This window comes from Nostoc sp. DedQUE09, assembly GCF_034530915.1.
Classification (GTDB): Bacteria; Cyanobacteriota; Cyanobacteriia; order Cyanobacteriales; family Nostocaceae; genus Nostoc.
Genome location: NZ_JAVRCE010000032.1, coordinates 69942 through 82840, shown reverse-complemented (window position 1 = coordinate 82840; position 12899 = coordinate 69942). Strand labels below are relative to the sequence as shown.

General features: G+C 39.7%; 10 protein-coding genes and 2 pseudogenes. 5 read left to right on the top strand and 7 right to left on the bottom strand.

Translation table 11 applies throughout. The features are described from left to right. Positions 1 to 98: 98 nt before the first annotated feature. Genes RMY27_RS20480 through RMY27_RS20470 form a run of 3 tightly spaced genes read right to left on the bottom strand, consistent with a single transcriptional unit; the run spans position 99 to position 4028 of the window. Complete coding sequence (locus RMY27_RS20480) at positions 99 to 2084, bottom strand: ATP-binding cassette domain-containing protein (RefSeq protein WP_416212359.1); 1986 nt, start codon at positions 2082 to 2084, stop codon at positions 99 to 101. A gap of 3 nt (positions 2085 to 2087) precedes the next feature. Further along, positions 2088 to 3377 carry an HlyD family secretion protein gene (locus RMY27_RS20475; RefSeq protein WP_322666241.1) on the bottom strand — a complete coding sequence of 430 codons (1290 nt, stop codon included), beginning with the start codon at positions 3375 to 3377 and terminating at the stop codon, positions 2088 to 2090. 60 nt (positions 3378 to 3437) lie between these two features. Beyond that, entirely contained in the window at positions 3438 to 4028 is a 591-nt protein-coding gene (locus tag RMY27_RS20470; RefSeq protein WP_322666240.1) for a TetR/AcrR family transcriptional regulator, read from the bottom strand. A gap of 1195 nt (positions 4029 to 5223) precedes the next feature. Here RMY27_RS20470 and RMY27_RS20465 point away from each other — a divergent pair. The 4 genes from RMY27_RS20465 (at position 5224) to RMY27_RS20450 (ending at position 10339) form a co-directional block, all read left to right on the top strand. Next, positions 5224 to 5997 carry a DNA-binding response regulator gene (locus RMY27_RS20465; protein ID WP_322666238.1) on the top strand — a complete coding sequence of 258 codons (774 nt, stop codon included), beginning with the start codon at positions 5224 to 5226 and terminating at the stop codon, positions 5995 to 5997. A gap of 434 nt (positions 5998 to 6431) precedes the next feature. Beyond that, entirely contained in the window at positions 6432 to 7415 is a 984-nt protein-coding gene (locus RMY27_RS20460) for an isocyanide synthase family protein (RefSeq protein WP_322666236.1), read from the top strand. Beyond that, positions 7412 to 8236 carry a TauD/TfdA family dioxygenase gene (locus RMY27_RS20455; RefSeq protein WP_322666234.1) on the top strand — a complete coding sequence of 275 codons (825 nt, stop codon included), beginning with the start codon at positions 7412 to 7414 and terminating at the stop codon, positions 8234 to 8236. Before RMY27_RS20460 ends, RMY27_RS20455 begins: the two co-directional genes overlap by 4 nt. A gap of 300 nt (positions 8237 to 8536) precedes the next feature. Beyond that, on the top strand, positions 8537 to 10339 hold the full coding sequence (locus RMY27_RS20450; protein WP_322666232.1) for an NAD(P)/FAD-dependent oxidoreductase: 1803 nt from the start codon (positions 8537 to 8539) through the stop codon (positions 10337 to 10339). Positions 10340 to 10709: 370 nt separating this feature from the next. Here the strand turns inward: RMY27_RS20450 and RMY27_RS20445 are convergent, their stop codons facing one another. The 4 genes and pseudogenes from RMY27_RS20445 to RMY27_RS20430 form a co-directional block, all read right to left on the bottom strand. After that, positions 10710 to 11201: a YajQ family cyclic di-GMP-binding protein gene (locus RMY27_RS20445; protein ID WP_012411046.1), complete on the bottom strand. Its 492-nt coding sequence runs from the start codon at positions 11199 to 11201 to the stop codon at positions 10710 to 10712. A gap of 138 nt (positions 11202 to 11339) precedes the next feature. Next, positions 11340 to 11763: pseudogene (locus RMY27_RS20440) on the bottom strand (MAPEG family protein). Between the two features lie 87 nt (positions 11764 to 11850). Next, on the bottom strand, positions 11851 to 12354 hold the full coding sequence (locus RMY27_RS20435) for a hypothetical protein (protein ID WP_041565591.1): 504 nt from the start codon (positions 12352 to 12354) through the stop codon (positions 11851 to 11853). Between the two features lie 84 nt (positions 12355 to 12438). After that, positions 12439 to 12546: pseudogene (locus RMY27_RS20430) on the bottom strand (PadR family transcriptional regulator); the annotation flags it as partial. A gap of 45 nt (positions 12547 to 12591) precedes the next feature. On the opposite strand from RMY27_RS20430, the gene RMY27_RS20425 reads away from it, so the two are divergent. Continuing rightward, positions 12592 to 12855, top strand: a complete 264-nt coding sequence (locus tag RMY27_RS20425; protein ID WP_322666230.1) for a hypothetical protein — start codon at positions 12592 to 12594, stop codon at positions 12853 to 12855. The last annotated feature ends 44 nt before the right edge of the window (positions 12856 to 12899 follow it).

The following is a 12899-nucleotide window of genomic DNA, read 5'->3' as shown; positions in this document are numbered from 1 at the left end:
TATAAGATTCTAAACCAGAAAAAACTGGAAAATAACACACCTTGAAAGGGCTAGTGAATAGAGAATAACTATTGACTAATGACCAATGACCAATTACCTTACTCATCCAGCACACTTAAACCACGTTGTTGTGCTTGCGCTACCACACTAATAAATACGTCTTCCAAAGAAAACTCGATTTCTCGGCAGTTGTGAACGAAAACACCCGCCTCAAATAACCAAGCTTGAATTTGGGGAATCTCCAGATCAGGACGATCGACAATAGTATGTAAACGAGAACCGAAAATCGAAACTCGCCAATTTTCTAATTTCTGCTTGAGGAAATCCGAAGCTTTTTGCAAAGGTTCACATTCCCATTCCACTAGTTGTCCCGGTTGTTCGGCTTTGACTTGACGTGGTGTACCTTGAGCGACAATTTCCCCCGCTACCATAAATCCGAGACGATGGCACTGTTCTGCCTCTTCTAAATAGTGAGTAGTTACTAAAATAGCCATTCCTTCCTGAGCAAATCGATTAATTAGCCGCCAAAACTGCCTTCTTGCTAATGGATCAACCCCTGAAGTTGGCTCATCTAAAAACAAAACTTTGGGTTCATGCATGACTGCGGCACTAAAAGCTACTCTCTGCTTCCAACCCCCAGGTAAATCGGCAGTCAGTAGATTTCCCTTGCCAACTAGATCGCTCATTTGCAATACCCAGTCTTTTTTGGCACGCCGATAACGAAGAGGTATACCGTAAATACCGCAATAAAACTCTAGATTTTGTTCTATTGTCAGGTCATCATAAAGAGTGAATTTCTGAGACATATAGCCGATCCGTTGCCGGACTTTGGCACTTCGTAATTCACCCGTTTCTCCTGCCAAAGCCATACGTCCAGAACTGGCACTGAGTAAGCCACACAACATCTTAATTGTGGTTGTCTTACCTGCGCCATTGGCACCTAATAAACCAAAGACTTCACCGTATTTAATTTCCAGATTGATTTGTTTGACGGCGTGAAAGTTACCGAATATTTTACTGAGATTATTTGCCTTAATCGCAATGCCAGATGTGGATGCTGATTTTTGCAGCCGAGGATAAGCGATGATGGGAATATCGCCTTTGAGTTCCCGCAAACGAGCCACAAAGCTATTCTCTAAGGTTGGAGTATCAAGAACTAAACTTTCTAATTGCAGTTGTTGTTGTTCTAAGACAGACCGAATCCTCTGGCTTGCCTGTTTAGGTTGCGGTGTCAGCACATCCAGATGATCTCCGAAGCGTTGGACATCTGTAAGCACATCTTTAACATCCGCATTTTGTTTTAAAATGTCTTCGGCTTGGTCTAGCTGGGCGATGGGAAGGAAAACTTCGATACGTTCCACGCCCAGACTTGCTTTGACTTGAGCGACTGTATCACATTGCTGAATTTTACCTTCGTAGATTAAGGCAATACGTGAACAGCGTTCGGCTTCATCAAGATAGGGTGTTGCTACAACTGTAGTCATTGCTTCGGTAACAGCTAGTTGGGCAAGAATATCCCAAAATTCACGACGCGATACTGGATCTACACCTGTGGTAGGTTCATCTAATAGCAATATTTGTGGTTGATGAATTAAGGCACAACAAAGCCCTAATTTTTGTTTCATCCCACCAGAAAGACGACCCGCTAAACGGTCTTGAAATCGTGCCAAATCCAACAAACCCAAGTAGTATTTACTCCGCGTTTTAAAAGCTGCTTCACTAACTTCTCGTAAACCAGCAGCATAGCGGAGATTTTCTAGAACGCTTAAATCTGGATAGAGGCTGAAGCGTTGGGTGAGGTAGCCCATTTGCAAACGCCGACTCCGGGGTTGGGAACCCAAGACCTCGACAATACCACTCGTTTGTGGCATGACTCCTGAGAGAATCTGAAATGTTGTAGATTTGCCTGCGCCATCAGGGCCAATCAGTCCAAAAATTTCGCCTTGATAAATATCTAAATTAATACCATCTACAGCATTATGACTTTGTTGCCTGTAGCGATGTTGAAGATCGCGAATGGAAATAACACGGCTAAGAGTAGGCTGCAATGGCGATACAGATTCAGTTACAGTTTCATCCTTCATCATTTAGATGCCTGCCTGTGTTTGTGGCAACAAAATCCTTGCATCAGCTGGCATACCTGGTTTGGCTATACCTTGGGGGTTTTTTAAAGTCAGTTCTACACCAAAGACTTGTTTAACTCGGTCTTCTTGAAAATAAATATTTTCTGGCGTAAAGCTGGCTTTGGGATCTACGCGAGTTACTGTTGCTTCTAGTGGTTGGTTGGTAAATCCATCAAGTTCAATCTGTGCTTGTTGCCCTAGTTTGACTTTGGCAATTTCACTCGCAGGAACAAATCCACGCAAATACAATTGGTTGAGATTAACTAATGTCAATAATGGCGCACCACCGGCAACTACTTCTCCTGGTTGTACAGAACGGGTAATTACATTACCAGCCATAGGACTATTCACAACCAAGTAATTCAATTGAGCTTCTATCTGAGCTTTAGCTGCTTGGGCGTTATATACTTCCTGTTGGGCTAAGGAAATATTAGTACGGGCTTGGGCGATTTGTCTTTGGATTTGTAATGCTGCTGTTACTCGAATTGGTGTGTTGCGTAGGGTTGCTTGGGCTTGTGCCAGCCTGCCTTGGGCGGCTTCAATTTGCTGACGCACAACCATGACTTTAGCTTCGACAGCTTCAGCTTGAGCGTCGTCTCGGTCTTGTTGTTGAGCTGATACCACACCTTGACTATATAAATTTCTCGTCCTGTTTTGTTCAGCTCGGGCTAGTTTTAAATTTGTCTGGGCTTCTACTAACTCAGATTTGGCTGCTGCTAAAGAATTTTTTGCCTCTAAAACTCGACCTTCGCTTTCTTGTTTGGCTTGCTGGGTAATGAGATTAGCTTGGTCTAATTCTGCTTGGAGAACTGGTATTTGCTGACGGGCGTGTTCTAAACGCTGTTTCTCAGCATTAATCCTTGCTTGAGTTCCCTGTAGTTGGGCGCGCAAATCTGTATCGTCAATCTTTACTAATAGCTGTCCTGGTTGAATAAAATCTCCTTCCTTGACCACAACTTCGCCAATTTTGCCGCCAGTCTTGCTAGAAATATCAGTTTCATAGCCTTCTATTCGACCACTGAGAAATAAACCATTGGGCTGCGGTTTATATAAAAATTGACGATACCCTACGTATCCTAAGCTGCCAAGGAGCGCGATCGCTGCTACAAAAATAATGGGTTTAACAATTTTGAGACGTGGTTTTTTGGGCTGTTGGGGAGATAACTGGAGTTGAGAGTTGTCAGTTTCAGCAGATTCTATGGAATTGCTGGGAGCTTGTTTGGAATTATAAGACTCATTTTCTGTTTCTAACATAAGGTATAAGGTATAGGTCTAAATTTTTTAATTAAGACTATTGCCATCAAAATTAAATCTTTAATTTAGTTCTGGTTGTTCATGGACAGACAGCAAAGCGATCGCTGCTTGACGAGCATACTCTACTGTGGTGAGGGCTGAGGTTCCCTCCATATTGACTGTAAAAATAGCTCCGCCAATTAAAAGCATCATCTGCTGTACGAAACTTTCCGGATTGCAGAGGTCTGCTTCCTGTGCCAAATGGCTAATGTGGGCAAAAAGGATCTGTCTCGGTTCTACACAAAATTCATAGGCGGGATGTTGTATATCACCTAATTGAGCTGCTGCGGTACTAAAGGGACAACCATGAAACTCATGGATGACTAACCACTGTCCTAAAACATTAAAAATAGCTATTAGCCGTTCTTTCGGGCTACCATGATGCTGCTCTAAGGCTTGAAATAACCATTGCTGCCATTGTTCACTTCTGCGACGCATGACTTCGGTAATCAGTTCATCTTTGGAGGCGAAATGATGGTAAAGAGTCGTTTTGGCAACATTAGATTTGGCTACTATCTCATCTACACCGACATTACGAATACCCTTTTGATAGAAAAGCGTGGTAGCAGTTGTTAATATTCGTTCCCGTGGTTCGGCTTTTCTTGGTATCATAAATTACAAAACCTACAGGTCTGTTTTCTAGGATTTATTATATGTTTAATCTTTTGGGTTTCGAGCAGTTACTACAAATCTATTAACAATGTAAATTCGCACAGATTACTCTGCAAAACTTGCCTGCTCAACAGGTGTTGGCTCTGGTGTTGCTTCATTTGCGATCGTCTGTCCCCATTTTTCCACAAGTTTCAGTAAACCAAAAAGTTTTTTATAAGTCTTACCATCTGGACATTTCAGCTAAAACCAGGGATATCAAAAAACCAACAATTTAAATCACAGGTTTGTACTTATGATCAATCTGCGTTGAAACAGAATGAGCAGCATTAATGAGTTTAGCAAGCGATCGCATGGATGTAATTTGTTAAGTAATGTAACGATGAAACAATAATTTGAATAATCTGACAGTCTGCTACTGAATATAGAAGTATATGAATTTCAATCAAAAAACATCTCTTGTTTCTGTAATTTTAAGTCTTGAAGACTGTGAACATGACGAAATTAATGGTTTTCTATGGAATCATAGACTGCAAAATATCTGAAAACACACTCTTTTAGCAAAACAAATCAAACACACAGATTCCCTCTAAAAAAGATGTTTGAAAAATCCTCTTCTCGGTGGCAAAACATTCTAAATCCTTCTAAATCCCCTTAAAAAGCAGGGCTGATTCATTCCATTTCAAACAGGATTTGTCAAGATGGTTAGCAAGAAAATTGTAAGTAAGCGTGACGAAGAGATGAATATTTAAGCACTGAAATATCAGTAAAATAGTTGGTTTCATCGGCACGCTAGTAACAAAATAACTAATTTTTAATTGCTATAACCCTTGATTTTTAAAGCTCTTTGGGGAATGAAACAGCCCTGCCTTAAAAAGGGGGACTTTGATTGCGGTTCCTGCCTTTTTAAGGGGGGTTAGGGGGGATCAATAAGTACGTAAAATTACAGCCAGCCACTTTTCAAACAACCTTTAATAAGTTTGGGATGTTATGGGAGGCTTTTTAGTAAATTAGAAGAACGTATGCCAGTCAAATAGCTATTTAATTTTGACTGAATATCTTAACAGATTGTAACTTTTTACCTCATGCTCGTCTATATAAATTAATGAGCTGAAAAACCATTGTGGCTTTTTAGGGAACAATAGAGGTGCTTGAGTATAAAAAGTAATTATGAAATCAAGGGTGTTATTTGGCGATTATGAAAAAAATTTTGGTAATAGAAAATGACACTTCAACTCGTAATCTTTTCGTAGAAAACCTGCAAGCAAAAGGTTTTGATACTATAGATGCTGAAGATGGTCTAATTGGTATGCATTTGGCAAAAGAACAACTACCAGATTTAATAGTCAGTGAAGTTAGAACTCCTACGCTTGATGGTGTTAGTATTCTCAAAAATCTCCGCCACAACTCTGTTACAGCGACTATGCCAATGATTTTTGTTAGCGAACAGGGTAGTCGATCTGATATCCGTAAAGCAATGGAATTAGGAGCAGATGATTATATTACTAAACCTTGTCAAGTAGACGAATTATTGCGAGCGATCGCCACCTGTTTAACAAAAAGAGATATCCTCCGACAAGAGTTAATTTTACAGCATGAGAATCTCTCAAAAACACAATTATATGATCAAGAAAACACCATTCAATCTGATTGCAAATTAAAAGAGGTTTTTCAATTTATCGAAAATAATTACTGTCACCCGATAAGCCTCAGTGATGTAGCCGTGGCAGTAGGTTATTCTGCGGCATATCTGACTAATTTTGTACGCAAGAAAACTGGTCAATCTATTCAAATGTGGATTATTCAACACCGAATGACAGCAGCACGTACCTTGTTACTAGAAACAGATGAGACAGTGGTATGTATTGCTGCTAAAGTAGGTTATCTTCATACAGTTCATTTTTGTCGTCAATTTCGTCAACATCATGGTAAAGCTCCTCAAGCTTGGAGAAAAGAACAATTAAATAGATAAAAATTAAATAGAAAGAATTGTTTATCTTATCAAAAAAATGTTCATTGTAAATATCAAGCATAGAGCTTACCATTAAATTATTGAAGTCATAAGACCTTTGGGAGAAATGCTTAAATTGTCATCTTGAACAGAGATAAATATCAGGTAAAACTCTTCTCCATCCTGCGTTTCATTCAAAATTACATTCCTGATTCTTTGATTTTTGTAATAGGTCAATAGTAATTAGTAAGGGAAAAAACAATGCTTGGTTATCAAAAATCTTCCAAACATGGTGCAGCAAGATAAATTAACTAAGATTAGTGAATAATCAGATTACTCTTTTTGAATATATAAAATAGGTCGTAATTCCTGTTCGGATAATTCAAGCATTTTCAAACAGGAATAGTTTCCTAAGTCAAAGTACTTTTTTTAAATTTATCTAGGATGTTCCAAAAATGACTCACACTAATACCCAGACAATCGGAGAACAAATTCTTCAGCATATCTTCCATCATCGTCGATTAATATCACATACAGAGCCTTGTGGACAAAAACCTTGTCCATTGTGTCTGGCTCCTCATATGCAAAAAATCCAGTATTTTATTGAAAGAGAAAAGCCAATTCACTTTATTCTTCCTGCTTTTCCTGCTAAATCACCAAATCAAAAAAAAGTATTGAGTTCCCTACCCGACATGGGTGAACAAGTTGCACTACAATTTCTTCAATCATTATGTGTGGAAATCCAAGATATCTATGCTCCTGGCGCTGAGATTACAATTTGCTCTGATGGACGAGTATTTAGCGATCTTGTCTGCGTTAGTGATGAGAATGTGACTGCCTACGGACGAGAAATCAGAAACATCATCGATGAAATTAATGCAGATGCGATCGCCTTATTTAACTTAGAAGATGTCTTCCTGAATCTAAATTTCGATCAAATGCGAGAGAAAATAGTCCTTGAGTATGGTGAATCTCTGGAAAATCTCCAGCTTTTAGTCAAGACTGACTTAAATTATCGTAATTTATTCAATGGTATTCATCGCTTCCTCTGCGAAGATTATCAGGCTTTACAACCATTCAAAACCCGCAATCAAATCAAAACCGAATGCAAAGAACTTGCCTATAGCGTGATTCAGCGTAGTAACGCCTGGAGTTCTTTAGTCGCCAAGCAATTCCCCCAAGCCTTACGCTTCTCCATTCATCCCCAACCTTTCCATTCAGAAAAAATTGGTATCCACATGATCAAAACCTTAGATCAATGGGGCACACCTTGGCATAACGCTGTAGTCCATGATGGTAATCAATTCTTACTCCTCAAACGTAGCCAAGCAGAAAAAGCCGATGCTTCTCTAATTTGGCACAACGATCGCCCTAGTCATTTCCACGTTGCAGACATATCGCAATTTATCACCACAATTTCTACACAAGAGGCAGCATGATCGCAATTTCACCTAATCCGCAAACATCAATCAAGTTCAATAGTCAGCCTTTATGTCCTTTCGGCTTACTACTTGAAGCTACTGAACCACAATCCGATATCCGAAAATTATCAATCCCACAGTTGCGTCAGCTTACTTGGGAGCATAGCCTAATTGTTTTACGTGGCTTTTCATCCTTGCAAGAAGAAGTATTGCCAGATTATTGCACCAATTGGGGAACACTCCTAACTTGGGATTTTGGTACAGTACTCAACCTTATTGTCCACGACAACCCCCAAAATTATCTATTTACAACTGGTAATGTTCCATTTCATTGGGATGGTGCATTCGCTAAAGCAGTACCTAGCTTTCTATTTTTCCAATGTCTGCAAGCACCGAGCGCAGGAAGCGGTGGTGAAAGCTTGTTCTGTCACACAACCAGAGTATTGCAAAATGCCACTCCTGAAGAACGTCAAGCCTGGCAAAAGATTAACATTACCTATAAAACTCAAAAACTAGCTCATTACGGCGGCAAAATTACAGCACCCCTTGTGAGTCAGCATCCCATTACTGGTAATCCCATACTACGTTTTGCAGAACCACTAAATGAGGATAGTGTGCATCTCAATCCTTTATTTCTGGAGATTTCAGGTTTAGCATCTGGAAAGCCAAACCAATTCCTCAATGATTTGATCGCTAGGCTTTATCTACCACAACATTGTTTCGCACACCAATGGCAAGAAGGAGATATTCTTATCGCTGACAATCATGCATTGTTACATGGTCGCAATCCCTTCTTAGCAAATTCACCACGACATCTACAACGCGTGCATATTTTATAGATTTTTTACAATTTATAAAAGCTCAAAATTTTCTCAAATAGATGGAGAAGTTAAATATGCAAGAGAAAGTGTAGCTGACAACACAATACTAGTTTTGACAACAATGGAAGTCTTGAATAAATTATGTAATTCTCCAACTCAACAACTAATAAATTCTGGAAATAACAATAAGCCTAGTGAAGTACAACTCACTTCTGTGAAAGCTAATTAAATTGAGTTACAAAAAATTAGTTTTATTCACATCTTGTACTTACTAAAAATTTTGCAATCTCCCACTACTATTCACTTCAGGAATAATTAATGAACACTTCTACTCAAACACTAGAATACGACGTTGTCATCATCGGTGCAGGATTCGCAGGCGTGTGCCAAGCCCGTCATCTATTACTCAAAATCCCTAATATTCGGGTTGCTATAGTTGATTCTCGTCCTGAAGAACCGAAAAGAACAGATCACAGGCTTGGTGAATCTACAGTCGAAATTGCTGCTATGTTTCTGTTTCGAGAATTAGGTTTGCAAGAGTATATGATTGAAAATCATACACCAAAGTCAGGATTGAATTTTCACTGGCCTAAAAACCCAAATAAAACAGAATCGATGAGCGATTACTATACCACTTGGGTTAATCGGCAACTTCACCTCCCATCTTTTCATATCAATCGCGCTAAATTTGACCGAGACGTGCTGGAAATGAATAAGCAGATGGGAACTACCTATTATAATGGTCGCGTGCTTGATGTAGAATTAGCTCCAAAAGATGCAATCAAAACCGTAAAAGTCAAAACTAGCGGTGAATATTTAGAACTCAAAGCCAAACATATTATTGATGCCGCTGGTCGCAAGTTTATTATTGGACGCAAAACAGATAATCTGATCTTTGATAAAAAGGAACTTTATGAAATTGATACTGGATCTGCATGGGTATGGGTTAGAAATGTAGACCGTAAGATATTTGATAACGGTTTACATGGTAATGAAACACTTGCTAGCCGTTATTACGCTACTAATCACTGGATGGGAACTGGTCATTGGTTGTGGATGATTCCTTTAGATAAAGATACTATGGATTTATCAGTAGGAGTTGTTCACCACAATGACGCCATCTCTGCTTCGCAAGTTAATACTGAAGAAAAGTTTTATGCCTTTCTCAAAGCCAATCATAATGTTCTGTATCAACTTCTGAAAAGTGGCGAGCACTTAGAGTTTCATTACTTGCCAAGGTTAGCTCACAGAAGTAAAACAATTCTTTCTGATGATAATTGGTATGTAATTGGCGATGCTGCTTGCATTTTTGATGCTCTTTATAGCTTGGGATCAACAATGATTGCAATGGCTGTTGAGAGTGTAACCGAAGTGATACGTGCTAAGTTGGCTGGTGAAAGTGATGCAGAGGAAAAACGAGTAGCTTATAACAATTTCAATCTTTTATTCCAACGTAATGTTAATCTTCTTGTCAGCAATCATCCTAAACAATTGGGTAACGCTAGTGTGATGAGCTGGCGTGTATATTCAGATCCAATGTGGTGGTTTGGTGTTTTGGTGCCAATGTACATAGGTAAATGGCATTTAGATTTAAAATTCATCTCTATGGCTACCGGTGTTGTAGAGGAGAACATGAACTTTTTCTTGGATGTGTATAAACAGCTGAATGAATTAGCAGAAAAAGGAGCCAATATTGGTTTTATGGATCAGTTGCGTGCCGATCAGTTGATTGGACACTATTACACAGGCAAATTATTTGATAAACACTTCCTGGAGAATGCCAAGTTAGAACCTCGACGCACCAATGTTTTTACTGGCATCAAAGCTACTGCATTTTATACAGCTGCTTGGTATACGAAGTTGCAATGGAAAGCTTTTGGTTTAAAAGGACTATTAGCACCGCGCAGCTTATATCATATCTTTCGCTTCTTGATCTTATCGAGAAAGTTAGCGATCGCAGATCTAATTTTTCGCTTTCAGACTCGAAATTTACCCTACAACAGCCATATTGCTAAATTGCGTCAAGAATTTAAGAGCTATCAATATCAACCTGAGCTACCAAATTGGCATGAAGAAGTTAAAGCTGAAGTTGATAAACGGGTAATTGAAATGGTGAGATAGTGCTTCCCGGATTTCTCACAAGTGAGAAATCCGGGAATTGCTGGGGCAAACGCATCTAACCCACATTCTGCACCCTAACTGTCACAAAGGGGTTTTTACTGAATATTTTCTCTGCAATCAGAGTAAAACAATACGTATCCCCTCAATAATTTGGGGTAGCAGGGTGGTTTCATACAAACAGAGAAAAAAACTAAAACTGGATTTCAAAGCCTCTCCCCCTGTGGGGGAGAGGAATGGAAGTGGGGTAAAAAGCCATGCTAAAAAACGAGAAATCAAGACTTATGTATTTTTCTTTTTTCGTATGAAACCGCGCTGCGCTAACGTCATTCGTAATTCGTAATTGAATTCTTAACTACGAATTACGAATCTGTTAACGATAATTTGTAAATTGCAAAGCAACTGGGTAGTCTTCTTGTTTCAGACGCTGCATTACAACTTGCAAGTCATCTTTAGATTTGGCAGAAACCCGCACAGCATCCCCTTGAATTGAGGCTTGTACCTTTTTGAATTCGTCGCGGATCAATTTGGAAATTTGTTTGGCGATTTCCTGACTAATGCCTTTTTTGAGTTTGATTTCTTGACGCACGCGATTACCACTGGCTGATTCAACTTTGCCAAAATCAAAGATTTTCTGGGAGAGGTTACGCTTGGCGGCTTTTTCTCGCAGAATGGTGTGTACAGAATCTAAGGTAAACTCGCTGTCCGTACTAACGTTAATGCTTTCTTCAACTAACTCGACAGTAGTTTCAGTGTCTTTGAGGTCGTAACGACCTTTGATATCTCGTATAACTTGATCGACAGCGTTAACCAACTCTTGGCGGTCAAAGTCGCTCACAATGTCAAAGGAAAAAGTAGAAGCCATAAAACATTTTGGATTTTAGATTTTGGATTTTAGATGGGGCATGGGGCGTTGAGCATTGGGTATTGTTATTTTCCTATGTCTTTACACTACCCACTTCCTAGTAGAGACGCAATTAATCACGTCTCTTCCACTTCCCACTTAACTAGTAGCTTGGATGATGCTCAAGAAAAAGAGAGTGGCAGAGCCAGGGATGCCAATGCCAAACATCAGCGAGCCTCTTTTCAGAGGAGCTACGCTAATGCAAAAGGGGTATATTCAAAATATAAAAAATCGAGTATAGGAAACGGGCAGCCACAAAGGCGATCGCAGCTACTTGGGCTGTAAAAGAATTTACACCAGTCACATAAGCCATCAATGCAGCTGCGGCAAATATCATAAAGGCTTCAAAGGTGTTCTGATGTGCCCAAGTAGCCCGTTGGGCATAAGGTGGCAATTTATCAAACATGGCGCGAGGAGTAGAAAACATTTCATATCCAATACGCGCACGGGCATAAGCTACTAGCAAAAATGGCACGTAAATTAGAACGGCGGCAGCAGCGATCAAGTACAAAAAAATTATCATTACTTATTAGTCGTTGGTTATTAGTCATAAGTCATCAGTCATCAGTCATTAGTCAAATGCAAATGACAAAAGACAAATGACAAATGACTAATCAAAGTAGAAAAGCGTCACCACTTTTCTTTGTTCTTCTGCATCCTGACAAGTTTGTAACAGAGTGCGGCTGTCGTGAAACGCAAAGCAGATTAGTTGCTGGCAACGGGAGACAATTTCCTTGTTGCACAAATAACTAGCTTCTGCCAGAGACAGATTATCATTACTGGGATTTTCGACTAGATGCATTACCTGTTCTAGTTGCTGGCGCGATTCTAAAGGCTGGCGTTCCAGGCTTTGGGGTAGAATTACCGTCAACAAATTTGCATCAGCCCGCGTTGCTCCCTTGATGGCCGCTGAATTTGTACCTGTAGCACCAGAAGTAATGATTCGATTACCCGATAAAACTAGGGCATAAGTCATCATTTCAATAAGATTCTGATGCGTAATCGGTACATGACGAGAACCTAGCAAGGCAATTCTTTTAGAACCAGTTTGCTGGATTGTCGCCAGTTCTTGCGCTAATGTATCGAGGTTAATAAGGTCTGTTGATTGGCTCAAAGATAAAGATAATCAGATTAAACGACCCAGATATTTTACCAAACAGCGTGTAGATACGAGGAAAACTTAAGTTAGAGATTACGACTATTTTTCGATTGTTTGGTTTAGTAACTCCATTAGTTGGTTACACCAAGCTAGCCAATGTGTTTCGTAACTAATGCCATTTAGGAAAGTCAAATACTGAAATTTGCCTGCTTCTGGGAGTTCTTGCGGATTCTGAAAGTAACGCTCTTCTAATTGGCGATAGTTCTAGGATTTGGAGCGTTTTGCCAGAAATCCAGTCAAAAGCTTGGTAAAGGTTTAATCAAGCCATTAGTGCTGATGGCAGTGTGGGCATTTGGCACGAAACTTAATTTCATAAAACCGGGAAGATATAAGGCGATTTATGGCAATATGCCTGTCTTTGGATTAACTGCTGCAACTAAGCACGTACCAGCTATGGGGCGGAAGGAAACAGCACGCCGTCCCTTGGGAGGTGACGGCGAACCAGCTGTATCCTAGCAATACAGCCTCCTAACTGATAACTGAGCATGGATGCTCTTAAT